This window comes from Synechococcus sp. H55.7, assembly GCF_047462395.1.
Taxonomy (GTDB): Bacteria; Cyanobacteriota; Cyanobacteriia; order Thermostichales; family Thermostichaceae; genus Thermostichus.
Genome location: NZ_JANSJD010000014.1, coordinates 47,890 through 72,020, shown reverse-complemented (window position 1 = coordinate 72,020; position 24,131 = coordinate 47,890). Strand labels below are relative to the sequence as shown.

The following is a 24,131-nucleotide window of genomic DNA, read 5'->3' as shown; positions in this document are numbered from 1 at the left end:
GATGCTCAGCCTTTTGGTCGGGATCCCGTTGTTGGGCAGCATCTTGGTGGGGCTGATCCCCGAGCGAGCGGGGAAGGGCCTGCACCGGACTTTGGCTTTGGGGTTTGGCCTGGCTCTGTTGGGGCTGAGCTTGGGATTGCTGCTGCTTTTGGATCCTCAAGAGCAAGGGATCCAGATGGCCGAACGAGTGGCCTGGATCCCGCAGTTGGGCTTGGTTTATGAGCTGGGGGTGGACGGGATCTCCCTGCCGCTAGTGGTGATGACTGGCTTGCTGGTGTTGATTGCCCTTTGGGCCAGCGGCCAGGTGGAGCGGCCTCGCCTCTACTACAGCTTGGTGTTGCTGCTGGCAACCGCCATTGCGGGGGCTTTTCTGGCCCAGAACTTGCTGCTATTCTTCCTGTTCTACGAAGTTGAGCTGATCCCGCTTTATCTGCTGATTGCCATCTGGGGCGGGCCGCGGCGCACCTATGCTGCCACCAAGTTTTTGGTCTACACCGCTGTCTCTGGTATTCTGCTGCTGATTGGCTTTTTCGGCCTCAGTTGGCTGAGCGAGGTTCACAGCTTTAGTTACACCGTTCTGCAGGCCCACCCCTTGCCCCTGCTGCAGCAGCTTTTGTTGCTTATTCCCATCCTGCTGGGGCTGGCCATCAAGATCCCCTTGGTGCCCTTCCACACCTGGCTGCCGGATGCCCACGTGGAGGCTTCCACCCCCATTTCGGTGCTCTTGGCGGGGCTCTTGCTCAAGTTGGGCACCTATGGCCTGGTGCGTTTTGGCCTCCAGCTTTTGCCGGCTGCCTGGGAGCAAGCCGGGCCCTGGCTGGCCAGTTGGGCGGTGGCCAATGTGCTGTATGGATCCCTGAACGCCTTGGTGCAGCAAGATATGAAAAAGCTGGTGGCCTACAGCTCCATTGCCCATATGGGCTACATTCTCCTGGCCACGGCGGCGGCCACCCCCCTCTCCTTGGTGGGATCCCTATTCCAGATGGTGAGCCACGGCCTGATTTCCTCGCTGCTGTTTCTGCTGGTGGGTGCCGTCTACGCCAATACCGGCACGCGGGATCTCAGGTTGCTGCGGGGATTGCTCAACCCGGAGCGGGGCTTGCCGCTTATTGGCAGCTTGACGGTGTTGGGGGTGATGGCCAGCGGCGGCACGCCCGGCCTGGTGGGCTTTATTGCCGAGTTTACCCTCTTTCGGGGCAGCTTTCCCGTCTTCCCCCTGCAGACGCTGCTGTGCATGGTGGGGACAGGATTGACGGCGGCCTACTTTCTGCTAATGGTGAACCGTGTCTTTTTCGGGCGCCTCTCGGAGGTGGCCATTGCCATGCAACGACATGCCGCCGGAGAACGCCTGCCTGCTGTAGTTCTAGCAGTGCTGGTGGTGTGGCTCGGCCTCCAGCCTGCCTGGGCAACCCATTGGGTGGAGTCCACCGCCGCTCACTGGGCCAGGCCGGTGGTCCTCAATCTTGCTGAAGCAGGCAGGCCGATCACTGCTTTCGGGCCTGGGTCATCTTCGTTGTGACGATTTGGTGAGATCAACTGGGTTTTTGTTGTTGTCTCAACTGCTGCTTCTCCCATGACTGCTACCCTGGTTCCCGCTCCTTCCTGTTTCTTTCTGGCCGGCTTAGATCCTCTAGAGCAATGGCGACTGGCTCCTATTGTCCAACGCCTAGAGGCAGGGGGAGCCCTTGTGCCGGATTCCCCCAGCAACCGGCTGGAGGTGATCGGCATCCTCCACAGCTACGGCCGGGTGCTGGATGCCTACTCCCAGAATTTAATCTTCATTGCCGACCACCAATTTTTGGAGCTGTTCCCCGCTTTTAAGTACTTTAACGGCGAAATTACGCCGGGCAAATGGCTGCGCTACCTCTGGCACGATCGCATCAACTACGAGTTTGCCGAATACTGCATGAAAGCCATGCTCTGGCATGGGGGAGGCGGTCTGGATCGCTATCTGGATACTCCCGAATTTGTCGAGCGAGCCAAGGTGGCCATTCGGGCCAAGTTCCGCTTCAACCCCCTTCTGCAGGGCCTTAACTTCCTCTGCCCCGACTTTGCGCTGGAACAGGTGCGCATGCTGGCCATGTACAGCGGCCTGGGCCAGTTTTGGCGGGTGATGAGCGATCTCTTCCTGACCCTGGCCAAGCGCCACGAGAGCGAACCCCAGCTCACCCTTACCGACGTGGTGGCCCACATCCAGCAGGGGTTGGTGGCAGCCGCCAACAAGCCCATCACCTACGCTCCCTGCATCTGGGGCCACCGCTACGAGATCATCCCCCTGTCGGCGGGGCTGACCTTCTTGCCCGACACGGCCCTGCCCTACGTGGAAGCCGTGTTTTTCCGCTCTTTCCCCTTCATGGGCACAGTCTCCTACAACGCCCAGGCGCACCAGATCCCAGTCGAGCAGGCGGACTTCGCCTATGGAGCCCTCTATGCCGATCCGCTGCCGGTGGGGAGTGCCGGGATCCCACCCACTCTCTTGATGCAGGATATGATGCGCCACCTGCCTGAGTCTTTGCGGGAGCACTACCGCCGCCAGCCGCGCGGGGAAGATGACCTCAGGGTGAAAATCTGCCTCAGCTTCCAAAAGGCCATGTTCTGCGTTACCACTGCCGCCCTGCGGGCCCTTGCCCCCTTTCCTCTGGAAACCCAGGATCCAGAGCAGCAGTCGGCTAACCGCGAGTTCCTTGCCCCTTGGCTACAACGGCTGCTGGGATCCCGTCTGTTAAGTGTGCAAGACTAATGTTGGTTCTGTCGTTTTTCCAGGGACGCTTGGAGCGATATCTGGCTCGCCAGAAGAGCAGGGGCTGCTTTGTAACATCCTACGTCTGTAGCTCCCGCGCAGCGGTGGCTAGGGGATCCCATTTTCGGATACAATGTCTTGTCTGATTGAGGAGTAGGGTGGCGTAGCCAAGTGGTAAGGCAGAGGTCTGCAAAACCTCTATGCGCCAGTTCGAATCTGGCCGCCACCTCTTAAACCTGACCTCCCTGGCGGGACACGCATGAAAGACAAGTTGATGTTGATGATCCCCGGCCCCACTCCCGTTCCCGAGAGTGCGCTGCTGGCTATGGCGCGGGGGCCTATCGAGCACCGCAGCAAAGAGTTCACCGCCATTCTGGAAGAGGTGACGGAGGGGCTGCGTTGGCTGCACCAGACTACTTCCGATGTGTTTGTCTTTGCCTCCAGCGGCACCGGGGCCATGGAAGCCGGGATCCTCAACACCCTCAGCCCAGGGGAACGGGTTTTGGTGGGGGTCAACGGCAAGTTTGGCGAGCGCTGGGCCGAGATGTCGGAGCAATTTGGCCTGCAGTGCGAGCGGATAGAAACCCCCTGGGGCGTGCCCTATCCCGTCGAGGTCTTCCAAGAAAAGCTGGCCGCCGACCGGGAGAAGACCATCAAGGCGGTCATTCTCACCCATTCGGAAACCTCTAGCGGCGTGGCCAACGACGTGCAGGCCATTGCGGCTGCCGCCCGCGAGCATGGGGAAGCGCTGGTAATTGTGGATGCGGTCACCAGTTTGGGGGCGATGCCAGTGCCCATGGACGAGTGGGGCTTGGATGTGGTGGCCTCTGGATCCCAGAAGGGCTACATGATCCCGCCGGGGCTGGGGTTTGTGGCCGTCAGCCCGCGGGCCATGGCTGCTGCCGAGCGCTCTCGCTTTCCCAAGTACTACTGGAGCTTCAAGCTGGCCCAAAAAGCCCTGCGCCAGGGCACCACTCCCTTTACCCCGGCAGTAAATCTGTTTTACGCCTTGCAAGTTACCCTGCGCTTGATGCGGGCGGAAGGGTTGGAGGCCATCTACCGCCGCCACGACCGCTTGGCCCAGGCCACCCGCGCCGGTGTCAAGGCGCTGGGGCTGAAGCTTTTGGTCAACCCAGAGTCGGCGGCCAGCCCCTCGGTAACAGCCGTGCTGGCTCCCGAAGGGATCAACGCCGACACTATCCGCAGCACCCTGAAGAAGCATTTCGACATTGCCCTTGCCGCCGGCCAAGACCACCTCAAGGGCAAGATCTTCCGCATCGGCCATTTGGGCTTTGTGAGCGAGCGCGACATTCTCACGACGCTGGCTGCTCTCGAGTCAACCCTGCACACACTGGGCTACAGCGACTTCTCTCCTGGAGCAGCCCTCAAGGCTGCTGAAGAGATCTTGACCAACCCTTAGGGATCCCTGGCCACTACTGTAGTTCTCCACACCTGGCACCCCTCCTGCACCCCGGCTAGAATGGGTGGACATCCTTAACAAAACATAAAACTTCGGAGCTTAGCTTCTCTGGAGCAGCGCCTGTTGGGGAGGCAAGGGTAGCCATGCTGGTTGGTTTGCAATGGGATCCCTGTAGAGTGGCTTCTGCGGTGGAGCTGCGGCGGGTGCTGCAAGGGATCGGCCCTCTTTCTTGTCCCTTGCAGTACAACTTTCATCTGCACACCTGCTGCTCCGATGGGCGCATGGATCCGGCAGACTTGGCAGAGCAGGCGCGCCGGCACGGCCTCAAGGGCCTGGCCATCACCGATCACCACACCCTGAAGGGCTACGAACAGGCCCGCGCCCACCTGGATCGCGCCGAGGATCCCATTCTGTGGCCGGGGATCGAGATTACAGCCAACCTGCTGGGCTGCGAGGTGCATATTCTCGGCTACGGGTTTGATCCTGCCGACCCTGTTTTGGATCCCTTTATCCAGGGGGAGCAGGTGCCCGGCCTGGCCGCTGCTGAGGCCATTGGGGCTATTCAAGCGGCTGGGGGCCTGGCAGTGCTGGCCCATCCTTTTCGCTACGGGTTGCCTGCGGAAGAGCTGGTTCCGGCAGCCGTGGAGTTGGGCCTAGATGGCCTTGAGGTCTACTACGCCTACAAAAACCCCGAAATTTGGGCTCCTAGCCCAGAAGAGACGGCGATCGGGGAAAAGCTGGCCGAGACCTATGGACTTTTGAAAACCTGCGGCACCGACTCCCACGGCCCCAGCATCCTCAGGCGAATCTAGCTAGGCTATCCCTGATGAGAAACCCTCTAGAGACGGGGATAGAGCAACTGGCCCAGGCGGCGCAACTGCTCGGCCGTGCCCATACACAGCAATAGATCCCCCGCCTGCAGCAGGGTGTCTCCACTGGGGCCACCGATTAGCTGGCCATCTGCCCGCCGAATCGCCACCACCAAAGCGCCGGATCGGGCTCGCAAATTGGCTTTCCCCAAGGTTTGGCCGACATAGGGGCATTCTTGGGCCGCCAGTTCGTACTCCTCCAGGTAAAAAGTGCGATCCCGACCCGACAGGATCCCATCGACAAAGTCCACCACGCGGGGGCGCAAGGCAGCCGCCGCCATCCGCTTGCCGCCTGTGATATAGGGAGAAATGGCGTGGGCAACGCCCGCTCGCTGCAGCTTTTGCAAAGCCTCTTCCGTGTTGGCGCGGGCAATGGTGCGGATGCGAGGGTTCAAGGTGCGGGCCGACAGCACCACATAGAGGTTTTCGGCATCGCTGGAGAGGGCGGCGATCAACCCCTCGGCCTGCTGCACCCGCGCCGCCAACAAGGTGGCATCCAGGGTGCTGTCCCCCTGGAGAGCGATATATCCCAGCTCTTGCGCCACCTGAATTGCCTCGGCAGATTGATCGATCACCAAAAACGGCACTCCCTCTGCCTGAAACTCTTGCGCCACCTGCCGCCCAATGCGTCCAAAACCGCAAACGATGTAGTGGTTGTTCAGCGCTTCCATCTGTTTCTTCCACTTCCGCTGCCGGATCCCTTCCTGAAAATGCCCTTGGATGAGGGCCTCCGTAAAGCGATTCACCATGAACCCAATGCTCAGAACCCCCATCAGGATCAAGGCCACCGTGAACAAACGCCCCCGCTCCCCCAGCGGCCTCACCTCCATGAAGCCCACCGAGGTCAAGGTGATAACGGTCATGTAAAAAGCTTCCACCCAAGGCCACTGCTCCACCCCGTGGTACCAGAGGGTGCCGATCAGGACAACGCCCAGCAGCGCCCCCACACCCAATCCCAGATCGCGACGGATGCCGGGATCCCCTTTGGCAGCCCGAAAGATACGAGAGGAAGCCATAGAGCCTAGCCAGATCTGGCCAAGGAAGAGGAAGCAGAAACTAAAATGGGAAGAAAGTCAGTTGCTGACTCGGTAGCGAGTGGAGTGCCGATGCCTGAGTACATCAAGGTGGAATATCGGATCGACAAAAACGGACAGGTTACCGAGACCGTACTGAACGGATCTGGCTCCAGTTGTACTCTAGCCACGGCAGAGCTAGAAGCAGCCCTTGGAACTGTGCAAGAACGAAAGCTGTTGCCGGAGTTTCATCAGCCAGCAGAAGCCGAGATAGAATCGCAAGTCTCTTTACCGCAAACCTGCTGACTCCGTCTCCTTGCCCCCAGTTTTCCCCTATCTACCTGCCTACTTTCGCTTCTTGCCCCCCCTGCCAGCAGCGCCGCTGGACCGCGCCGCCCCAACTGCCGACTGAAACAGCCAAACCGCCAACGGAGCAGCAACAACCAAGATGATACTGGTGGGGCCGACGCCAAAATCCGGCTCGCCAGAAGCCAGCTCGAAAATCGAGCCAACAGCAGCAATGGCGCTGAGGCAGGAAACGGCCAAGAGCAGGTAACCTTTAACGCTGGTGGTCATACAGAACTCGTTTGTGGACTATTTTTGTGGATTGTAGCTGCGCAGCAGCAAGGCAAGCCGGTCGAATGCGTGTCCATTCGCCAAAAAGCCCTCCCACTCCTGAGAGGGCTGTCTTTACATGCTAAAAGCAGGGATCCCTGGCCAGCAAGGCCAAATCAAAATGCGGATCCCTGAGGCTTCTGGGGGCTAGGGTGCCGATCTAGCCGTTTACGATGATCTTGCCGACCATTCCGGCCCCACGGTGGGGCGTGCAGTAGTAGGTGTACTCACCCGGAGGGACATCCACAAAGGCTGATTCTACTGCTTGGTTGGGAGCGGTGAGCAGGGCTTTGTGGGAGAGCTTGGCCGCCAAAGCGGCATCCCCACCGGGCACCTTGTCAAAGACGACGTTGTGGGGATAGACCTTGTTGTTCACCCACCGAACGGTATCCCCTTGGTTGATGGTCAGAGAGGGCGGATCGTAGACCAACTGGGCTTTGTCGGATCCCATCTTGACGGTGTAGGTTTCGGCAGCCGCAGGGCTGGACAAGAACGCTACAGCCACCACCCCAACCACAAGGCTGAGCAGGATGAGCTGCAAACGCTTCACCAGGTTGAAAACTAGAAACATGGATTCCTCTCAAAACGTGACAGCAGTTATCCCAAACTCTGCAGTTTAGTTGCCACTTTCCAAGTTTTGACGTACCTACCCCAACTCTAGCTTGCTTCCGCAAGCGATAGCCGGAGGACTCTTGGAGCTTCAGCGACCGTCGCTGGCAAGCTAGCCCTACACGATCTCCACATCTATCTTGGAGTCGGGCGTTCGGCTTTGCTGGCGCGCGGCGCTTTGCCCCACCGCGACTTTGGGTTGGAAAGCTGGAAACTTAGCTTTTGTTTCCAACTTTAGTTTGGCACAAAGCCGCTATGAACGGTGGGGTTTTAGACCCAGGTTCTTTGATAACTAGGCTCATCGCAAAGTAGAGCATGCCCAACCGGGGGGCAGCAACGTTACCTCCTTGACAGGGAGCGGCAGCAGACCGAACCCGTGAACAGCACAACCCTTCCACAGGTGGATGCCGCGTTGGGTCAGTTGCTTTCCCCGCCGGCGTGGGTTGGGTGCAGGTTCAACAAACGGTTGTTGGGCCGGGGACATCGTGGCCCTGGCTGGTACGGGCGGCGGCTCAAATGGTGGGATTGGGCGGGTTGGGAAGTGCCCCAAGATCTGGGGAAGGGAAACTCCAGATCCCATCTTTAGGCCCCGCAAAGAGCAAGTTTTCCAGGTTGCGCTCACGCCTACTCGAAAACCCTTGGAGATAGAGATTCTTTCTCCGTGGGATCCCTGAAAGCCCAAGGCTACTTTGCTCGATGCAATCAGTGGGGCTGCCGATGCAAAAGAAGGCCAGACCGTCATAGCCTTAAAGAGCAGGTTGTTGAATACTGCTGGTTATATCCCTTCGATATCCTTTGCTGGCCCTCTTAAGATCATCTGAAAGCAGTCGGTTACTGAGTCCTCACCCAATCGCGAGCTTATTAAGATGAATGTACAGCGTTCACCCATAGTTAGCTCAGCCAAGAGCCACCTTATAAAAAGCCTAGAATCGACCGAGCAGCGGCTTAACATTCAAATCTTGGCTCGCTGTATCGGCACTGCCTTGAACCTGGGCGCTCCCCTTAGGGTTGAGGTGCACTACACTCCACAAGCACATGAATAAGCTCTGAATAAGTTTTGCTCAACCCAGTTGTTTCTCTGCTTTGTTGGCTTGCTGAGGGTGGCTTGGCGAGGAAACTCAAACTGCTCGGAGTGGCCACTTGGCCGAGAAAACCGTCTGCCCAGGCAAGCATAACGCTCTAAGTTAGCTTAACATCAATGAAGTAGACAGGCTAAAACCCCTCTGCTTCAGCGAGGGGATACAGCCAACCCAAGGGGCTTTAGCCCCTAGCAAGGTCGAATTAGCAACAATGCTTGGACTAGATCCAAGCATTGTTGGTAGGGGGCTTTTGACTGCTCCCACCCACCTTAATCCGTGGGTGACAGCTCAAAGGGCAAGCAAAGCGATGTGGCTTCAGCCTGTTGCCTAGCGCCCTTTGGGAATCCTCTCTCTTTCAAGGAGGGGAGAAGTCAAGACTGGGCTTGGCCTTACCCGGCCAACTCAGTGCCCAGGGATCCGGATCAACTTCCTTCGCGTTGCAGGCAAAACAACCATGGTAGGCATCTTCAAGCGCTTGTTTGGCTCTCGTGGCCAAGCAGATTCCCCACCCTCAACGAAAACTGTTGCCAAGCCAACCCCCAAGAAAGAGAAGAACGACAATACCTTTTTTCTCGATCCAGACGAGGCCAAAACCCTTGGCAACATCGAGTACATGCGCACCCCCAGGATTGTGAAGCACACCTTCCAGGATTTCGGCAGCAAGGAGAAGGTGGAGGTGGTGGAGCAGGTCTCCTCTCTTGGCAAAGTTAAGCTGTCTACAGAGCCAGCCAAAACTCCTGAAGCCGCTTCTGAGCAGGGATCCGCGACTTCGAGCAGCAGCGAAGCCGGCCCGCGGCGCCAGGGCGGATCAGACATGGATCTGTTCCGCAACATGGCCCGCAGCCTGAAACGAAAATAGGCGAATTCAGATTGATCCCGGTCAAAGCCAATTTGCGGCAGCGACAGGCGTGATACAACTGCTATCGAATCCACACTGAACTGGAGAAGGAGCAATGGCGATTAAGCGAGGCACCCTGGTGCGGGCCATCCGCGAGAAACTGGAGGGCAGCCTAGAAGCCCAGGCAAGCGATTCTTTGATCCCCAACTACGTTTTCGAGACCGCCGGAGAAGTGGTGGATATCAAAGATGACTACCTGCAGATTAAGTTTGGGTCTGTTCCCACTCCTACCATTTGGCTGCGGGCGGATCAGGTTCAGGAGATTGCAGGTTGAATAGAAGCAGGGAATGCTCCACACCCTGTAATGGGGTGAAGAGGGTTCAATGGCACTTTTGGCTGCTCCTACCCGTGAGCAACTTTTGCAGCGCAGGCGACTTTTGCGTCGGCAGCGGCGCAGCCAATTCTGGCAGGGATCCTGGCGCTTGACCAGTTCGATGGCCGTCTTGACGCTGCTGGTGCTGGGCCTGCGGCAGCCCTACTGGCAAATTCGTCGTCCGGAACAAATTCAGGTCGAAGGTGCCCACTGGGTCGATTCCACCTGGATCCGGGCGCAATTGCCCCTGCGGTATCCCCTCAACATTTGGCAGGTGCAGCCGGCTGTTTTGGAGAGAGCCCTGCTGGGATCCCCGGCCCGGCCTTCTCCCATCGAAAGCGTCCAGGTGCGGCGGCGGCTGCTGCCGGTGGGGGTGATCGTCCAAGTGCGGGAACGGCAACCGGTTGCACGCGCGCGATGGGGCGACCGGATGGGCTGGGTGGATCGGCAGGGCAACTGGCTGCCTCCCGATCCGTTTCGGCCCCCTGGCCCCAGCGGATCTCACTCTTCTTGGCCGGAGCTGGAGTTGCTGGGGTGGGAGAACCAGGCCCCAGAGCAATGGGCGCGGTTGCTCCAGGCCCTGCAGCAGTCGGAAATTGAGATCCAGGCAGTGGATTGGCAGTCTGGAGAGGGGATTACCCTCCATACCGAGCTGGGCAAGGTCTACCTGGGGCCGATTTCCGACCGCTTGCCTTTGCAAATTCAAACCCTCAACCAAATGCGCGATCTGCGCCGCTACTGCGAGTGTACACCCGACGACATTCTCCAGATCGACCTGACCAGCCCCAGCGTGCCCACCCTGCAGCTCACCCCTGCCGCCACCCAGGAGCGCTGGAAACACCTGCAGAGGCCCTAGCCTTGCCATGAACCCGGTGCCGGCGGTGGAGGTCAACCAATTGTGGATAGCTTATCCCGGCCATCCGCCGGTGCTGCAAGGGCTGGATCTGCGGGTCGAGGTTGGGCAGCATCTGGGGGTGATCGGCCCCAATGGCGCCGGCAAAACCACTCTGTTCCTCACCCTCTGTGGCCTGTTGCCCCTCTGCTCTGGCCAGGTGAGCTTGTTTGGCCAGCCGCTGCAGCCCGGCCAGTTTCGCCCCGAGGTGGGCTTGGTGTTTCAAGATCCCAATGACCAATTGTTTGCCCCATCGGTGGCCGAAGATGTGGCCTTTGGGCCGCGCAACCTGGGACGTTCTGAGGCGGAGATCGCGACTGCAGTTGAGGCCGCCCTGCAGATGACTGGCACCCTGCACCTGGCCGCTCGCCCACCCCATCATCTCTCCGGTGGGGAAAAGCGCATGGTCGCCATTGCCGGGATCCTGGCGATGCAACCCCGGTTGGTGCTCTACGACGAGCCAACGGCCAACCTCGATTTGCGAGCTCGGCGACGGTTGATGACCTTTTTGCAACAGGCTGCCCACACTTTTCTGCTGGCTTCCCACGATCTGGAGCTGATCCTGGCGGTGTGCGATCAGGTGATTCTCCTAGATCAAGGTCGCATCTGGGCCCAGGGATCCCCGGCCCACCTGATGAGCCAAGCCGACCTCATGGAAGCCCATGGCTTGGAAGTGCCCCCCTCGCTGCGCCGATAACGGCAAAAATTGAACAGATGTCAAGAATTATTTTTGAATTGATAACAATTTTGCCTCTCTTAATCAAAAGCTATCGCGCTAATTAAAAATATTGATTTTCGTCCAGGATTAAATGGGGATATCATTTTGTTAAGTCGGGGGATCCCTTCTCTGGGCCGTCCTCATCGATTTTGTATGATCGATTTTGTGCAAGAAAGATGGGGACTTAGCTTAGAGTTGGCAGCTTTGCCCGCCGGAGTGACAGTTGCGGTTAACGCTGATGGCTCCTACGACCTTTTCTGGCTTCAGTCTGATTGGGTCTGAGGTCGGCGGCTGGGCAGGGCCTTCCCTGTGGGGAGGTCTGTGTCGGCGGGGGTAGGTGTTCTGGGAAAAGCTGTCCATCGAGGTTTGGGCAGAGGATCTCTCAGATGAGTCCGAGGGAGAGTGCAGGATCGAACCCAATAAGCCAAATCAATTTGCAGATCGATTGGCCTTATTGCCGGGTTCGGCAACGTTCAGGAACTGAGTGTTCAAAAGTGGAGAGTTGATATGCCTATTGCAGTTGGAATGATCGAAACCCGTGGGTTCCCGGCAGTGGTGGAAGCTGCCGACGCTATGGTCAAAGCAGCCCGCGTTACCCTGGTGGGTTATGAAAAAATCGGCAGCGGTCGGGTCACCGTGATCGTGCGGGGGGATGTCTCGGAGGTGCAGGCCTCGGTGGCTGCCGGTTTGGAGTCTGCCAAGCGGGTGAGTGGCGGTGAGATTCTCTCCCACCACATCATCGCCCGGCCCCACGAGAACCTGGAGTTTGTGCTGCCCATCCGCTACACCGAGGCGGTGGAGCAGTTCCGCACCTAGTTCCTCTGAAGAGGATTCAGAAGCTGCCCCCGATCCCTAGAGTTCGCACCCCATTTTCAGCGTAAGGAGTACCTATGGCTATTGCAGTTGGAATGATCGAAACCCTGGGCTTCCCGGCAGTGGTGGAAGCTGCCGACGCCATGGTCAAAGCAGCCCGCGTTACCCTGGTGGGCTACGAAAAAATCAGCAGCGGTCGGGTCACCGTGATCGTGCGGGGGGATGTCTCTGAGGTGCAAGCTTCGGTGGCTGCCGGCATTGACTCGGTGAAGCGGGTAAACGGCGGCCAGTTGTTGTCTTGGCACATTATCGCCCGTCCTCACGAAAACCTCGAGTACGTGTTGCCCATTCGCTACACCGAGGATGTGGCCCAGTTCCGCGAAGGGGTGAATGCCATCCGTCCCTTCACCCGTCCCTGATGCGTATCGCCATTGTGCGGGGCACCGTCACCAGCACCCAAAAGGATCCCAGCCTGACGGGCGTGAAGTTTTTGTTGGTGCAGTATGTCGATCTCGAGGGTCAGCCGCAACCCGACTATGCAGTGGCTGCCGATCCGGTGGGGGCGGGCACCGACGAGTGGGTGCTGATCAGCCAAGGCAGCGCTGCTCGCCAGCCGCAGGGAAACCAGACCCGCCCGCTGGATGCGGTGGTGATGGCGATCATCGATACCGTCAGCGTTGGCGGTCGCTCCCTCTACAACAAGCGCGATCAACGCTAGCTGGGATCCCTTAGCTCTCTTGTTGCCCTTGTCCGCCCTACTGTGTTCTAGAGGCTCACGGTTATGCCTGCTCACACCTATGCTGCACCGCCAACGCCTTGGTCTCGCCGACTGGCGGAGCCCCAGATCGATCCCACCGCCTACGTGCATTCTTTTTCCAACCTCATTGGGGATGTGCGGGTGGAAGCGGAGGTGCTGATCGCTCCGGGAACTTCCATTCGTGCTGACGAGGGATCCCCCTTCCACATTGGCGCCAGATCCAACATTCAGGATGGGGTGGTCATCCACGGTCTGGAACAGGGGCGGGTGATAGGAGAAGACGGCCAGCCCTACTCAGTTTGGATCGGCAGAAACACCTCTATTGCCCACATGGCTTTGATCCACGGGCCTGCCTACGTGGGCAACGATTGCTTTATCGGCTTCCGCTCCACGGTGTTCAATGCTCGGGTGGGGGATGGCTGCATCATCATGTTGCATTGTCTGATTCAGGATGTGGAGATCCCCCCCGGCAAGTATGTGCCTTCTGGATCCATCATCACCACGCAGGCCGAGGCCGACCGGCTGCCGGACGTCCAAGATAGCGACGCCAAGTTTGCCCAGCACGTGATCGGCATCAACCAAGCCCTGCGGGAGGGCTACCAGTGCAGCGAAAACCTCGTCTGTATCGCCCCCATTCGCAACGAACTGCAGTCGCGCGCTTCTAACTCAACGGCTACGGAGACAGCACCCATGACCCATTCCTCCCATCGCGCCAATGGCCGGAACGGCGGCGGATCGGCTCTCAAGCCGGAGGTGGTGGAGCAAATTCGCGCCCTGTTGGCCCAAGGCTATCGCGTGGGCCTGGAATATGCCGATGAGCGTCGCTTCCGCACCTCCTCCTGGCAAAGCGGCAGCCCAATTGCCAGCACCCACGAGGCGGAGGTGGTGCAATCGCTGGGGGCCATCCTGGCGGAGCACCAAGGCGAATATGTGCGCCTGCTGGGGATCGATCCCAAGGCCAAACGGCGGGTGCTGGAGCAGATCATCCAAACCCCTGCTGGGCCGGCGCTGGTCTCTGGGATCCCCGGCCGCGTCTCGGCAGCTGCTGCCCCAGGTTCTGGTACATCTGGCTTTCGCTCTGACGCAGGGCTGGAGGAGGAGATCCGGACGCTCTTGGCGCAGGGGTATCGCGTCGGCCTGGAGGTGGCCGATGTCCGCCGCTACCGCACCTCTTCCTGGCAGACTTTGGGCAATTGGAGCGGCTCGGCCCAAGAGATCCTGGCCGCTGTACAGGCGGCCCTGGCCGAACATAGGGGAGAGTATGTGCGCCTGCTGGGGATCGATCCCAAGGCCAAACAGCGGGTGCTGGAGAAGGTGATTCAAACCCCGCAAGGCCAGGTGAGCGGCAGTCCTGCAGGCGGGGGCGCGATGACAGATACAGTTCCTGCGGCAGGTGGCAGTGCTGGCCTGGATCTGGAGGTGCAGGAGGAGGTGCACCGGCTGCTGGCCCAGGGCTATCGCATCGGCTACGAGTATGCCGACGAGCGTCGCTTCAAAACCTCTTCCTGGCAGAGCGGGCCGGCCATTCGTGCCACCCGCGGGCCGGAGGTGTTGGCCAAGCTGACGGCTGCCCTGGCCGAACATAGGGGAGAGTATGTGCGCCTGCTGGGGATCGATCCCAAGGCCAAACGGCGGGTCTACGAGCGCATCATCCAAACCCCTGGCGGCAGGTCGGCGACGGCTTCCGCCCCCGCAACTCAAGGATCCGCTGCTCCCGGTGCTTCTTTTTCTCCCACCCCTGGCACCCGCCTCAGCAGCGAAGTGGTGGCTCAGGTGCAGCAATTGCTCAGCCAAGGCTACCGCATCGGCACCGAACATGCGGACAAGCGCCGTTTTCGCACGTCTTCTTGGCAAAGCTGCAGCCCCATCGAGGCCACCCAGGTGCCCCAGGTGGTGGCGGCTCTGGAAGCCTGCCTGGAGGAACATCGCGGCGAATACGTTCGCCTGCTGGGGATCGATCCCAAGGCCAAACGGCGGGTGCTGGAGCAGATCATCCAAACTCCCTGAGGGATCTCCATTTTTCTTGACCTCTGTTGGCTCAAGCCCAACCCCCCAGCGATGAGGAGCACCTTGGCCTCGACTTTGCCCGACTCCATGACGCTCCGCGCCTTGCCCGGCCAGAACGACGAAACTCGCTATCTTGTCAGTGGTGAGGTGCAGGTGGAGGCGGGGGCAGGCATTGGGGCAGGGGTGCTGCTGCGGGCCAACCCCGGCTGTCGGATCCAGATTGGGCGAGGCGTCTGTATCGGCATGGGATCTGTTCTGCACGCCTGTGGGGGATCCCTCATCGTGGAGGCGGGAGCAACCTTGGGAATGGGGGTGCTGGTGATCGGGCAGGGCACCATCGGCAAAAATGCCTGCATTGGCTCGGAAACCACGCTGCTCAATTGTTCGGTGCTCAGCCAAGCGGTGATCCCTCCCGGCTCCCTGCTTGGGGATCCCACCTATGGTTTCGCTCTCCAGGACGGCAAGCCCACCCAGGCAGAGCCCTCGCCAGCAACAGGGGAAATGGCTCCAGCAACGCGGCCTGAGCCGGTTCCTCCCAGTTCTCCGGTGGCCAACGTCGAAAAGCAAACCCAAGAAAAATCCGGCTCCCCCAAGACCAAGACGCGCAAGCTCAACGGGATCCCCGGCCATTCGGAATTGGATCGCCTCTTGGGCAAGATCTATCCCTATCGGCAGGTGCTTTCCTCTGGGGATGGCCGGCTCTGACGGCTAAACTGGCATGAGTGGTTAGGAGGCCGATGTCAACCTCTCTGGGCCTGATTCAGACGCGCAGCTTTCCGGTCATTGTGCGCATTGCCGACGCCATGACCAAATCGGCAGGCGTGACCCTGATCGGCTTCGAGAAGATCTCAGGAGGCTACTGTACGGCGATTGTGCGGGGGGGAATTGCCGACGTGCGCATTGCCATTGAGGAGGGAATTGAGCTGGCCCGCCAGTTCGAGCAAGAGGAGATCTCCAGTTTGGTGATCCCGCGCCCCCTGCCCAACTTAGAAGCGGTGCTGCCGATTAGCAGCAAGCTGTCTCAACTGGCCCAAAACCGCGGCTACAGCCGCCTCAGCAACTTGGCCGTGGGCCTGTTGGAAACCCGCGGCTTCCCGGCCATGGTGGGGGCTGCCGACACGATGCTGAAAACGGCGGATGTCCAGTTGGCGGCCTACGAGACCATTGGAGACGGCCTCTGTACGGCCATCATTCGAGGCACGGTGGCCAACGTGGCCATTGCCATCGATGCGGGTATGTACGAGGCGGAACGTATCGGCGAGCTGAACGCGGTGGCCGTGATCCCGCGCCCCCTCGACGAGTTGGAGCAGGCGCTGCCGGTGGCCAGTTGTTTTGTGGCCCAGCCCGTTACCCTGCCGGTAACCCTTCCTCAAGTTCAGGAACAGGAAGTGCGGCGCAGCGATGCGGCTGTGGAGCGGATCCCGGTTTACCTGGAGCCGCCTGAAACTCCCTAGCCCCGCCGACCGATCCATCCTCACCCAAGAAAGCCGAGCAAGGCAGAGGGGAAAAGTGCTAGGCTAATCAAAGACCTGGGTCCGTGCAGCTCCGACGCCCAAACCGTGTCAGGATCGGAAGATAGCAGCACCACGGGATGCTCAGAGCAGGCGCGTCAACCCGGGTCGCCCCTTGCTTCTCCATGTTTCTTTCTGCTGGGTCATTCTCGGTCAAGCTTTTCTTCCTTTTGTCCTGGCAGCCCACCACGCTATGTCCGAGACAGATAATCCCCTCGCCAATTGGGCACAGAAGGCTTTCTACTTCGGCATGGGTTTGGCCGCTGTGGCGGCAGACAACGCCGCCAAGGTGGCCGGCAAGGCGGGTAGCCGTCTGCTGGAGCTGCGCAAGCAGGCACAAGCTTTGGTGGACGAACTGGTGGAGCGGGGGGCGATGACTGCTGAAGAGGCGCGGGCCTACATGGATGCCATTGCTGCCAATGCCAATCGCAAGGGGGAGGAAAGGCAAACTGCCGGCCCCCGCAGGATTAACATCGATGACATCAGCGATGCCGAGGTGGAGGCAAGCACTGCCATCGAACTTTCGGAAGCAGCCCGTCTGCGCCAGAAAATTGCCGAATTGCAGGCAGAACTAGACCGCATCAAGAAGGAAGCCAGAAACTCCTGAGCTCGCCATCCCGACTTTGCTAGTGAGGCCAACCGGAGGGAGCAGCCTGGAGGATCCCATCTTGCGAGAGAAAGCGAGAGCTGAGAAAGGGGCGCAGCGCCTGGGGAATGCGAATCGAGCCATCCGGCTGTTGGTGATTTTCCAACAGGGCAGCTAGGGAGCGCCCCACCGCCAAGCCGGAGCCGTTCAGAGTGTGGACGAAGTAGGTGCCTTTTTGCCCGGCCTCTTTGTAGCGCAGGTTGGCGCGGCGCGCCTGAAAGTCCCAGCAGTTGGAGCAACTGGAGATCTCGCGGTACTGATTTTGGGAGGGGAACCACACCTCCAGATCAAAACATCGGGCCGCTGAAAATCCCAGATCGCCGGTACACAGCTCCACCACCCGGTAGGGCAGTTCCAACATCTGCAAGATGGCCTCGGCATCTTGCACCAGCTTTTCGTGTTCGGCTTCCGATTGATCTGGGCGAGTGACCTTGACCAACTCCACTTTTTGAAACTGGTGCAGCCGGATCAGGCCCTTGGTGTCGCGACCATAGCTGCCGGCCTCGCGGCGAAAACAAGGGGTGTAAGCACAGAAGTAGAGAGGGAGGGCTTCCGCAGGGATCACCTCATCCCGGTACAGGTTGGTGAGGGGTACCTCCGCCGTCGGGATCAGCCACAAGTCATCGTCGGCGCAGCGAAAGCTCTCCTCGGCAAACTTGGGCAACTGCCCCGTCCCCTGCAAAGCGGCGCTGTTGACCAACAAGGGCGGGATCACCTCGGTGTAGCCGGCGGCAAGGTGGCGCTCCAGCATCATGGCGATCAAGGCCCGCTCCAGAGCCGCCCCCGCCCCCACCATGGCTACAAAGCGACTCTGGGCCACCTTGACGGCGCGGCCAATCTCCAAGAGACCCAGGTTCTCGGCAATTTCGTCGTGGGGAAGGACGGGATGGGCGGGTTTCAGCTCATCTCCCCAGCGGCGCACCTCCACGTTGTCGGCCGCATCTCGGCCCACCGGCACGCTGGGCAGGGGCAGGTTGGGGAGGGTGAGCAGCCGGGCGCGCATCTCCTCCTCCAGCTCCCGTTCTTGCTGCTCCAGTTGGGCGATCTCGGCCTTGAGATCTGCCCCCTGCTGCCGCAGAGCCGCCACTGCGGAACCTTGGGGATCCGCTCCCTGACGGATGAGCTCGCCGACTTTCTTGCCGAGGCTGTTGCTTTCTGCCTGCAAGGATCCGCGGCGAGTCTCCAACTGGCGCCGCTCCCGATCCAACTGTAGGATCCCGTCCAGATCGACCGTCGCCCCGCGCTTGTCCAGGGCTTGGCGTACCTGTTCTGGGCGATCCCGCAGCAGCTTCAGATCCAGCACAGAGATTGCCTACCCTCGGCTCCAGATACCCAACCTATTTCTTCAGCCAGCTGAACATGGCCCGCAGCTCCTTGCCCACCTGCTCGAGGGGGTGTTCCGCCTCGCGGCGGCGCATCGCCGTAAACCCTGGCTTGCCGGCTTGGTTTTCCAAGACAAACTCGCGGGCAAATTGACCGCTTTGGATCTCGGCGAGGATCCGTTTCATTTCGGCGCGGGTTTGCTCCGTGATGATGCGGGGGCCACGGGTGTAGTCGCCGTACTCTGCCGTGTTGGAGATGCTGTGGCGCATCTTTTCCAGGCCACCTTCGACGATGAGATCCACGATTAGCTTAACTTCGTGCAGGCACTCGAAGTAGGCCAGTTCCGGTTGGTAGCCCGCTTCCACCAGGGTCTCAAACCCCGCCTTGATCAGAGCCGTGAGGCCGCCACAGAGCACCACCTGCTCCCCAAAGAGATCCGTTTCCGTCTCTTCCCGAAAGCTGGTCTCCAAAATACCGGCCCGCGTGCCGCCGATCCCTTTGGCGTAGGCCATGGCCCGCTCCCGCGCCATCCCGGAGGCATCCTGATGGACGGCAAACAGGCAGGGCACCCCTTGACCTTCTTGGTAGGTGCGCCGCACCAAGTGTCCAGGGCCTTTGGGGGCGACCATGATGACATCCACATCTGCCGGCGGCTGGATCTGCCCAAAGTGGATGTTGAAGCCGTGGGCAAAGAGGAGCACGTTCCCCGGCTGCAAATGCGGGCGGATCTCGCTCTGGAAAACGGCCTTTTGCACCTCATCGGGCAGCAGGATCATCACCCAGTCGGCGGCAGCCGCAGCATCTGCTACGGTCTTGACCGTCAACCCGTCCTGCTCCGCTTTGGGCCAAGAGGGGCTGCCGGGATAGAGGCCGACGAGGACGTTGACACCACTGTCGCGCAGGTTGAGGGCGTGGGCATGGCCTTGGCTGCCATAGCCGATGATGGCAACGGTTTTGTCGGCCAGAAGCTCCAGGTTGGCGTCGGGGTCGTAGTAGAGGCGAGCCATGGTCGAGCAGGGGTACTGGGTGTCTTGTGAGCAGGTGCTTGACTAGGATAGCAGGAACCAAGGGATCCCTGAACACTCCAGTTGCCCAGATCAGACTCCGTGATGAACGGTTTTCACCCACCTCAGGCGCTTGGGCTGCACACACATGCGAGCGGTTGTGGCGATCATCACCGGCAGCCAGTGGAGCATGTAGACCAAGCCAAGGGCAGTGTGCCACCAAAGCTGCCGTCCGCGCAAGCCTTCCACGTGACGCAGCCCCCGGTAAAAGGCCACCGTCAGGCAGCCCATCACCAGAGCGTTCAAAGGCAGCAGCACAGAAGAGTGGCCTGTCAACAGCACCCAGAGGGTATCGGGAACCAAGGCCATCGGCAGCAGATACTGAGAAATAAAAAAGGCCCAGAGATCCACCGTTTTGGCCATGCCCATGCGGCGACCGAGGATCCCCGGCCAGTAGTCGAGATAGCGCTGATAGCCTCCTTCCGCCCAGCGGCAGCGCTGATGCCAGAGACTTTTCCAGGAGGTGACTCCTTCTTCAACAATGGCTGGCTCCGTCAAGAAGGCAATATCTACGCCCGCCAGGTGCAGCTTAAAGGTGAGATCCAGATCATCGGTGAGTGTGGCCTCGTTCCAACCACCGCACTTTTCCAAGACATCTCGCCGCACCAATTGGCCGTTGCCGCGTAGCTCGCCAATACCTCTTACGGCCACCCGCTGCTGCTGCAAGTAGGCATCGGAGGCCATTTCCGCCACCTGGCCCAGCGTCCAGAAGTTGACGTTGGGGTTGCCCAGGGCCTTGCGCACCTGAACGGCGCCCACTGCCCGTCTGCTGAAACGGCTGCGCAAGCGAGATGGAGTCCTTCCCACTTGAACAAACAAGGGCAGAGTGCGGACAAGAAAATCGGAGGGCACCACAGCATCGGCATCGCAGACCAGGATGATCTCTCCTTGGGTCAGGGGCAATACCTCGTTGAGGGCACCAGATTTGCCTCCTCCTTGCCCCGGCTGCCGCCGGTAGACCCGTAGGTGCGGGATCTGCTTCTGGGCTTCCCGCAGAACGTCAGGGGTGGCATCGCTGCTGTTGTCGTCGATGGCCCACAGCTCCAGATGGCTGGTGGGGTAGCGGAGCTGGGTCAAGCTGTGCAACAGCCGCGGGAGCACTGCGCTTTCGTTTTTGGCCGGGATCAAAACGGCCACGCGGGGCAGGGCCAGCCCACTCAACTCCGCATCCGGCTGCCTCGGTGGGACGGAGCCCTTATCCGTTGATCCAGGATCCCGGCAGGTCACGTCGCCAGAAGGAAGTCGCAGGGGGGGCGGGGAGGCTGCCGGCTGCAGACGAAATAACCGACTGATGTGGATCACCATGAACGTGGCCAACCCCATGGTGATCCAGCGAGCCGTCGGCAGCACATGCATTAGGCTGACCACTCCCCACACCATGGCCAGAACCAGCAGAGCCTTGAGGCGGCGGCGTTGGGCCGAGGTCAGCAGCCAGTCGGGAAGATGCAGATCCTCAAGGGGCTCCGGCTCTGACCAGACGAACTCAGACACAGGAATCCTCCCACGGGCGCCAATGTTAACCACCCCCGCCAACCTATCGGGACTTTATTCCGAAGGCTGTTAAGAGGCTGTTACTTATTGTCACCTATTGTGCCGGCGAAACAGAGTTCTTGAGTTTCTGCAGGCGAGAAAAGTTGGGGATCCCTAGCTCCGGTTCTCCGGCAAGAGGCGAGGAGCCTAGGGGTTGCCGCGAATCTCCTTGATCACCCCATCTTCCAGGAGGATCTCGACCTGCATTTTCTGGATCAGGTTGTCTCCTTTTTGGACGCGGAAGAAGCTCTCCACGTTGCCCTGCAGCACTTCTTGGTTGAGCTCCAGGGTGGTCAGTTGGTTGATCTGTTGCAACAGTTGATTTTTCTGATCCAAGAGCCGGATCTTCTGCTCATTCACGCGGCTTTTCACCGCTTCCACCTGTTGGAGGACTTGGGGGCTGTTGGGGTTAGAGCTCTGTTTTTCCAGTTCGGCAATGGCCCGCTTGCCCTGAAACTCCAGTTGTTGCATCTGAGCATCGGTGGCTTCGATCTGCCGCTCCAATTGCTCCTGCATTTCCTTTTTCCAAAGGGGGGTGACCACCACCTTGATGGGGATGTTGCGCTTAAGCAGTAGCTGAGTGCCGTTGCTGACGTTGTTTTCTTCCATAGAACCTATCCAGGCAGACGACCAACCAAACTGGGATTGTAGAAATCTCCCCTAAAAGCTCTGGGTTTGGGGAAGAGGAGCTCAACAGAAGGAATTTTCCCCCGCCGAGCCGGAGAATCCATCTATTTATCCTACTGGCTGGGATCCCCGCAGTAAAGTCTCGGCTGGGGGGAAATGGCGGTTTTGGTTAAGGATCTTGAAGGCCGCTGCCCTGCGGCGGCGCAGATTCGGCTAGCGTGAAAGACGGTGTTCTCGGATTTTGCAGCAGCCATGAGCGAACTGGCCTCAACTCCCTGGCAACCCTCGGCTGGGGCTGCCCGGCCGGTGCGGATCGCCTCCCGCAAAAGCGAGCTGGCCTTGGCCCAGACCCACTGGGTCATGGAGCAGTTGCAGGCCCACCATCCGGGGTTGCCCCTAGAGCTGCACACCCTTTCCACCCAGGGAGACATCATCCTGGATGTGGCGCTGGCCAAAATCGGCGACAAGGGCCTATTTACCAAGGAGTTGGAGGTTAGCCTGCTCAACGGCAGCAGCGACCTGGCGGTGCACAGCCTCAAGGATTTGCCCACCCGCTTGCCAGAAGGCTTGGTGTTGGGGGCCATCACCCGGCGGGAGGATCCTCTGGACGCTTTGGTGGTGCGGGAGGAGCTGCGCGGCTACCACCTGGCCACCCTACCAGCAGGGACGGTGATCGGCACTTCCTCTTTGCGGCGACTGGCCCAACTGCGCCACGCCTTTCCCCACCTGCAGTTTAAGGACGTGCGGGGCAACCTCAACACTCGCTTGGCCAAGCTGGATCGGGGGGAGTACGACGGCCTGATCTTGGCGGTGGCCGGGCTAAAGCGCCTGGGCCAAGCACAGCGGATCCACGAGGTGCTAGATCCCAGCGTGTCCTTGTACGCCGTTGGCCAGGGATCCCTCGGCATCGAGTGCCGGCAGGGGGACGAGCGGATCCTGGAGCTCATTCAACCCTTGGCCGATGGGGAGGCCACAGCCCGCTGTTTGGCCGAGCGAGCTTTCTTGCGGGCGCTGGAGGGGGGCTGTCAGGTGCCCATCGGCGTCCACAGCCAAGTCCAGGGGGAAGAGCTGCACCTAACCGGCATGGTGGCCGACCTAGAGGGGCGACGGCTGATCCGCGATACCCAAACGGGATCCACTGCTGATCCGGAAGCGGTGGGAATCTCCCTGGCGGAAAAGCTGAAGCAACAGGGGGCCGACGAAATCCTGCAGGCCATTTTTGCCCAGGCTCGCCGCTAGACTGCCTGGTTTTCAGGGTCGCGGAGCCGGCGGTAGGGATCGGTTTAGCCGCTGCTCAACCTTCAGCCCCACCCAGATCACGCCGATCCCGCAGGCCACCAACACCGCCGACTTGGCCAAGAGGCCGGTCTCGTACTCGAAAAAGCGGGTCAGCACCACCAGGGTTAGCCCCAATAGCCCCTGCCAGAAGCGCCCCCGCAGCCCCTGCTGCAACCCTTCCCAGCAGAGGATCGCCGACAACCCCACCAGCAGCAGGGTTAGGATCCAGGGGGCAACAAAGGCCAGGGCCACTCTTGAGGTCAAGTCCCCAGAAACAGCATTGCTGATCACCAGCAAAAGGGCCAGGGTAATCAGGGAGAGGAAAACGACGGCATCCTTAAGCCAGGCGGAGACAGGCTGGGATCTCTTGGCCTGCCACCCCTGCCACCAGCCCCAGCCAGCCAGCAGCAGCAACCCTGCCGCCGACAAGCTTGCCCAGGGATCCACAGCTTGGAACAGAGGTGAGGGGTCGGGATCCCAGTCCCAGGGGTCACGGAAGCTCCAGACGTAGAGCAAGAAACCCAGCCCCAGCAAAGCCAGGCCCTCCGCCGTCGGGATCAGATCCAAGCCTTGCTCCTGCTCGCCATCCTGGCCATTTTCTCCGGTCAAAATCCGGCTTAGCCGGTAACCATGGCGTTGGTGCCAAAAGCCCAGGCCCCAGACAACGGCAAGACCAAGCAGCAGCCAGAGGGTCAAGCCTTCTCCAGAGCTGTCCCAGACCTCTGCCGACCTTTGTAGCGCCAGGCCGAAGTCCACCAAAGCCAGGGCAAAGATCCAGCGGGAGCGGCACCCGTAGGCAAGGGGCAGCAAGAGACCAAGGGCCAGCCAGGGGTAGAGAGGGTCGAGAGCAGTGCCCCCTTCCCAGACGGCAGTCACCCCCGCCAGGGCGAACAAAAGGCAGGCCAAGACGCCACTGGGGGTGTGGAACAAGCTGTAGGCCACGGCCAAGCTGCCCAGCCCCCAGCCCAAGAACAAGCCCGCGGGGGATCCCCCCATTTGGACCCACTGGGCCATCAGAATAATGGCGGCTCCCAGGGCCAGCTCCCCGGCAATCAATAGGGCGCTGCCCAAGCGCGGGGATCCCTGCTGCCAAAGTCGCAAGCCGGCCACCTGCAGTCCCACCGTGAGGGCCAGGGATCCCAAGGCTCTGGCCGAGCGGGGAATGGCGTCCCAGTTGGCGGCCACGAAGGAGATCACCCCCAAGCCCACCAGCACGGCGCCCAACAGCAGCAGCACCAGGGTAAAGCGGCTGGCGGCTGTTCGCGGCAAGCTATCGAGTTGGTAGTACTCCCGCAGGCGATCCCGCTGCGCCGGCTGAATCAGCCCCTGCTCCACCCAGGTGTCCAACAGGTCGGCCAGTTGGCGGCGGAAGCGGTCGTCGGGGCCAGAGGGACGGGGGGAAGTCATGG

At 60.3% G+C, this 24,131-nt stretch carries 25 protein-coding genes, 1 tRNA gene and 1 other RNA gene; 19 read left to right on the top strand and 8 right to left on the bottom strand.

All coding sequences use genetic code 11. The annotated features are described in order from the left end of the window. The first annotated feature begins 1 nt into the window (after position 1). From NW851_RS08590 to NW851_RS08570, 5 genes are all read left to right on the top strand, one after another. Positions 2 to 1,519, top strand: coding sequence for an NADH-quinone oxidoreductase subunit M (locus tag NW851_RS08590; protein ID WP_414337813.1), 1,518 nt, complete (start codon positions 2 to 4; stop codon positions 1,517 to 1,519). 54 nt (positions 1,520 to 1,573) lie between these two features. Further along, positions 1,574 to 2,740: a CO2 hydration protein gene (locus NW851_RS08585; protein ID WP_414337810.1), complete on the top strand. Its 1,167-nt coding sequence runs from the start codon at positions 1,574 to 1,576 to the stop codon at positions 2,738 to 2,740. A 157-nt stretch (positions 2,741 to 2,897) separates the two neighbouring features. Next, positions 2,898 to 2,969, top strand: a tRNA-Cys gene (locus tag NW851_RS08580). A gap of 30 nt (positions 2,970 to 2,999) precedes the next feature. Next, positions 3,000 to 4,160, top strand: coding sequence for a pyridoxal-phosphate-dependent aminotransferase family protein (locus tag NW851_RS08575; RefSeq protein WP_414337807.1), 1,161 nt, complete (start codon positions 3,000 to 3,002; stop codon positions 4,158 to 4,160). Between the two features lie 143 nt (positions 4,161 to 4,303). Further along, positions 4,304 to 4,972 carry a PHP domain-containing protein gene (locus tag NW851_RS08570; protein ID WP_414333173.1) on the top strand — a complete coding sequence of 223 codons (669 nt, stop codon included), beginning with the start codon at positions 4,304 to 4,306 and terminating at the stop codon, positions 4,970 to 4,972. Positions 4,973 to 4,998: 26 nt separating this feature from the next. Here the strand turns inward: NW851_RS08570 and NW851_RS08565 are convergent, their stop codons facing one another. Continuing rightward, positions 4,999 to 6,045: a potassium channel family protein gene (locus NW851_RS08565; protein ID WP_414337804.1), complete on the bottom strand. Its 1,047-nt coding sequence runs from the start codon at positions 6,043 to 6,045 to the stop codon at positions 4,999 to 5,001. A gap of 90 nt (positions 6,046 to 6,135) precedes the next feature. On the opposite strand from NW851_RS08565, the gene NW851_RS08560 reads away from it, so the two are divergent. After that, a complete protein-coding gene (locus tag NW851_RS08560) occupies positions 6,136 to 6,348 on the top strand; it encodes a DUF2997 domain-containing protein (RefSeq protein WP_414333176.1) in 213 nt (70 codons plus the stop codon). Between the two features lie 39 nt (positions 6,349 to 6,387). Here NW851_RS08560 and NW851_RS08555 read toward each other — a convergent pair whose 3' ends face one another. Both NW851_RS08555 and petE read right to left on the bottom strand, forming a co-directional pair. Next, on the bottom strand, positions 6,388 to 6,618 hold the full coding sequence (locus NW851_RS08555) for a hypothetical protein (RefSeq protein WP_414333177.1): 231 nt from the start codon (positions 6,616 to 6,618) through the stop codon (positions 6,388 to 6,390). A 199-nt stretch (positions 6,619 to 6,817) separates the two neighbouring features. Next, complete coding sequence (petE, locus tag NW851_RS08550) at positions 6,818 to 7,210, bottom strand: plastocyanin (protein WP_414333219.1); 393 nt, start codon at positions 7,208 to 7,210, stop codon at positions 6,818 to 6,820. Positions 7,211 to 8,799: 1,589 nt separating this feature from the next. Here petE and NW851_RS08545 point away from each other — a divergent pair. The 12 genes from NW851_RS08545 (at position 8,800) to NW851_RS08490 (ending at position 16,861) form a co-directional block, all read left to right on the top strand. Next, entirely contained in the window at positions 8,800 to 9,204 is a 405-nt protein-coding gene (locus NW851_RS08545; protein ID WP_414333179.1) for a hypothetical protein, read from the top strand. 94 nt (positions 9,205 to 9,298) lie between these two features. Further along, a complete protein-coding gene (gene ndhO, locus NW851_RS08540) occupies positions 9,299 to 9,517 on the top strand; it encodes an NAD(P)H-quinone oxidoreductase subunit O (RefSeq protein ID WP_414333180.1) in 219 nt (72 codons plus the stop codon). A 49-nt stretch (positions 9,518 to 9,566) separates the two neighbouring features. Continuing rightward, positions 9,567 to 10,412 carry a cell division protein FtsQ/DivIB gene (locus NW851_RS08535; protein WP_414333181.1) on the top strand — a complete coding sequence of 282 codons (846 nt, stop codon included), beginning with the start codon at positions 9,567 to 9,569 and terminating at the stop codon, positions 10,410 to 10,412. 7 nt (positions 10,413 to 10,419) lie between these two features. Next, the gene (locus tag NW851_RS08530) at positions 10,420 to 11,145 is read left to right on the top strand and encodes an energy-coupling factor ABC transporter ATP-binding protein (RefSeq protein WP_414333183.1); all 726 of its coding nucleotides are present in this window, start codon (positions 10,420 to 10,422) and stop codon (positions 11,143 to 11,145) included. A 528-nt stretch (positions 11,146 to 11,673) separates the two neighbouring features. Next, the gene (locus tag NW851_RS08525; RefSeq protein WP_011430450.1) at positions 11,674 to 11,982 is read left to right on the top strand and encodes a carbon dioxide-concentrating mechanism protein CcmK; all 309 of its coding nucleotides are present in this window, start codon (positions 11,674 to 11,676) and stop codon (positions 11,980 to 11,982) included. 74 nt (positions 11,983 to 12,056) lie between these two features. Further along, on the top strand, positions 12,057 to 12,398 hold the full coding sequence (locus NW851_RS08520; RefSeq protein WP_011433395.1) for a carbon dioxide-concentrating mechanism protein CcmK: 342 nt from the start codon (positions 12,057 to 12,059) through the stop codon (positions 12,396 to 12,398). After that, on the top strand, positions 12,398 to 12,697 hold the full coding sequence (locus NW851_RS08515) for a EutN/CcmL family microcompartment protein (protein ID WP_414333186.1): 300 nt from the start codon (positions 12,398 to 12,400) through the stop codon (positions 12,695 to 12,697). Before NW851_RS08520 ends, NW851_RS08515 begins: the two co-directional genes overlap by 1 nt. A 63-nt stretch (positions 12,698 to 12,760) precedes the next feature. Continuing rightward, positions 12,761 to 14,743: a ribulose bisphosphate carboxylase small subunit gene (locus NW851_RS08510; RefSeq protein ID WP_414333188.1), complete on the top strand. Its 1,983-nt coding sequence runs from the start codon at positions 12,761 to 12,763 to the stop codon at positions 14,741 to 14,743. A gap of 63 nt (positions 14,744 to 14,806) precedes the next feature. Then, entirely contained in the window at positions 14,807 to 15,448 is a 642-nt protein-coding gene (locus tag NW851_RS08505) for a hypothetical protein (RefSeq protein ID WP_414333190.1), read from the top strand. A gap of 32 nt (positions 15,449 to 15,480) precedes the next feature. Next, complete coding sequence (locus NW851_RS08500) at positions 15,481 to 16,197, top strand: carbon dioxide-concentrating mechanism protein CcmK (protein ID WP_414333192.1); 717 nt, start codon at positions 15,481 to 15,483, stop codon at positions 16,195 to 16,197. Positions 16,198 to 16,269: 72 nt separating this feature from the next. Beyond that, positions 16,270 to 16,367, top strand: an RNA gene (gene ffs, locus NW851_RS08495) — signal recognition particle sRNA small type. Positions 16,368 to 16,447: 80 nt separating this feature from the next. Then, positions 16,448 to 16,861, top strand: coding sequence for a hypothetical protein (locus tag NW851_RS08490; protein WP_414333194.1), 414 nt, complete (start codon positions 16,448 to 16,450; stop codon positions 16,859 to 16,861). Between the two features lie 19 nt (positions 16,862 to 16,880). Here the strand turns inward: NW851_RS08490 and serS are convergent, their stop codons facing one another. The 4 genes from serS to NW851_RS08470 form a co-directional block, all read right to left on the bottom strand. Continuing rightward, on the bottom strand, positions 16,881 to 18,203 hold the full coding sequence (serS, locus tag NW851_RS08485) for a serine--tRNA ligase (RefSeq protein ID WP_414337797.1): 1,323 nt from the start codon (positions 18,201 to 18,203) through the stop codon (positions 16,881 to 16,883). Between the two features lie 34 nt (positions 18,204 to 18,237). Beyond that, complete coding sequence (gene ilvC / locus NW851_RS08480) at positions 18,238 to 19,230, bottom strand: ketol-acid reductoisomerase (RefSeq protein ID WP_414333196.1); 993 nt, start codon at positions 19,228 to 19,230, stop codon at positions 18,238 to 18,240. 90 nt (positions 19,231 to 19,320) lie between these two features. Further along, positions 19,321 to 20,778 carry a glycosyltransferase gene (locus NW851_RS08475; RefSeq protein ID WP_414333198.1) on the bottom strand — a complete coding sequence of 486 codons (1,458 nt, stop codon included), beginning with the start codon at positions 20,776 to 20,778 and terminating at the stop codon, positions 19,321 to 19,323. 186 nt (positions 20,779 to 20,964) lie between these two features. Next, a complete protein-coding gene (locus tag NW851_RS08470; RefSeq protein WP_414333200.1) occupies positions 20,965 to 21,426 on the bottom strand; it encodes a YlqD family protein in 462 nt (153 codons plus the stop codon). Between the two features lie 270 nt (positions 21,427 to 21,696). On the opposite strand from NW851_RS08470, the gene hemC reads away from it, so the two are divergent. Next, positions 21,697 to 22,683 (top strand): hydroxymethylbilane synthase, encoded by a 987-nt coding sequence (hemC, locus tag NW851_RS08465; RefSeq protein ID WP_414337793.1) that lies wholly within the window; start codon positions 21,697 to 21,699, stop codon positions 22,681 to 22,683. Between the two features lie 12 nt (positions 22,684 to 22,695). Here the strand turns inward: hemC and NW851_RS08460 are convergent, their stop codons facing one another. After that, complete coding sequence (locus tag NW851_RS08460) at positions 22,696 to 24,129, bottom strand: DUF2157 domain-containing protein (protein WP_414337790.1); 1,434 nt, start codon at positions 24,127 to 24,129, stop codon at positions 22,696 to 22,698. Between the last annotated feature and the right edge of the window lie 2 nt (positions 24,130 to 24,131).

Excerpts from the sequence above, each read along its gene's own strand:
- NW851_RS08590 (WP_414337813.1), top strand. The coding sequence starts at position 2 with ATGCTCAGCCTTTTGGTCGGGATCCCGTTGTTGGGCAGCATCTTGGTG.
- NW851_RS08585 (WP_414337810.1), top strand. The coding sequence starts at position 1,574 with ATGACTGCTACCCTGGTTCCCGCTCCTTCCTGTTTCTTTCTGGCCGGC.
- NW851_RS08575 (WP_414337807.1), top strand. The coding sequence starts at position 3,000 with ATGAAAGACAAGTTGATGTTGATGATCCCCGGCCCCACTCCCGTTCCC.
- NW851_RS08570 (WP_414333173.1), top strand. The coding sequence starts at position 4,304 with ATGCTGGTTGGTTTGCAATGGGATCCCTGTAGAGTGGCTTCTGCGGTG.
- NW851_RS08565 (WP_414337804.1), bottom strand. The coding sequence starts at position 6,045 with ATGGCTTCCTCTCGTATCTTTCGGGCTGCCAAAGGGGATCCCGGCATC.
- NW851_RS08560 (WP_414333176.1), top strand. The coding sequence starts at position 6,136 with ATGCCTGAGTACATCAAGGTGGAATATCGGATCGACAAAAACGGACAG.
- NW851_RS08555 (WP_414333177.1), bottom strand. The coding sequence starts at position 6,618 with ATGACCACCAGCGTTAAAGGTTACCTGCTCTTGGCCGTTTCCTGCCTC.
- NW851_RS08545 (WP_414333179.1), top strand. The coding sequence starts at position 8,800 with ATGGTAGGCATCTTCAAGCGCTTGTTTGGCTCTCGTGGCCAAGCAGAT.
- ndhO (WP_414333180.1), top strand. The coding sequence starts at position 9,299 with ATGGCGATTAAGCGAGGCACCCTGGTGCGGGCCATCCGCGAGAAACTG.
- NW851_RS08535 (WP_414333181.1), top strand. The coding sequence starts at position 9,567 with ATGGCACTTTTGGCTGCTCCTACCCGTGAGCAACTTTTGCAGCGCAGG.
- NW851_RS08530 (WP_414333183.1), top strand. The coding sequence starts at position 10,420 with ATGAACCCGGTGCCGGCGGTGGAGGTCAACCAATTGTGGATAGCTTAT.
- NW851_RS08525 (WP_011430450.1), top strand. The coding sequence starts at position 11,674 with ATGCCTATTGCAGTTGGAATGATCGAAACCCGTGGGTTCCCGGCAGTG.
- NW851_RS08520 (WP_011433395.1), top strand. The coding sequence starts at position 12,057 with ATGGCTATTGCAGTTGGAATGATCGAAACCCTGGGCTTCCCGGCAGTG.
- NW851_RS08515 (WP_414333186.1), top strand. The coding sequence starts at position 12,398 with ATGCGTATCGCCATTGTGCGGGGCACCGTCACCAGCACCCAAAAGGAT.
- NW851_RS08510 (WP_414333188.1), top strand. The coding sequence starts at position 12,761 with ATGCCTGCTCACACCTATGCTGCACCGCCAACGCCTTGGTCTCGCCGA.
- NW851_RS08500 (WP_414333192.1), top strand. The coding sequence starts at position 15,481 with ATGTCAACCTCTCTGGGCCTGATTCAGACGCGCAGCTTTCCGGTCATT.
- NW851_RS08490 (WP_414333194.1), top strand. The coding sequence starts at position 16,448 with ATGTCCGAGACAGATAATCCCCTCGCCAATTGGGCACAGAAGGCTTTC.
- ilvC (WP_414333196.1), bottom strand. The coding sequence starts at position 19,230 with ATGGCTCGCCTCTACTACGACCCCGACGCCAACCTGGAGCTTCTGGCC.
- NW851_RS08470 (WP_414333200.1), bottom strand. The coding sequence starts at position 21,426 with ATGGAAGAAAACAACGTCAGCAACGGCACTCAGCTACTGCTTAAGCGC.
- hemC (WP_414337793.1), top strand. The coding sequence starts at position 21,697 with ATGAGCGAACTGGCCTCAACTCCCTGGCAACCCTCGGCTGGGGCTGCC.
- NW851_RS08460 (WP_414337790.1), bottom strand. The coding sequence starts at position 24,129 with ATGACTTCCCCCCGTCCCTCTGGCCCCGACGACCGCTTCCGCCGCCAA.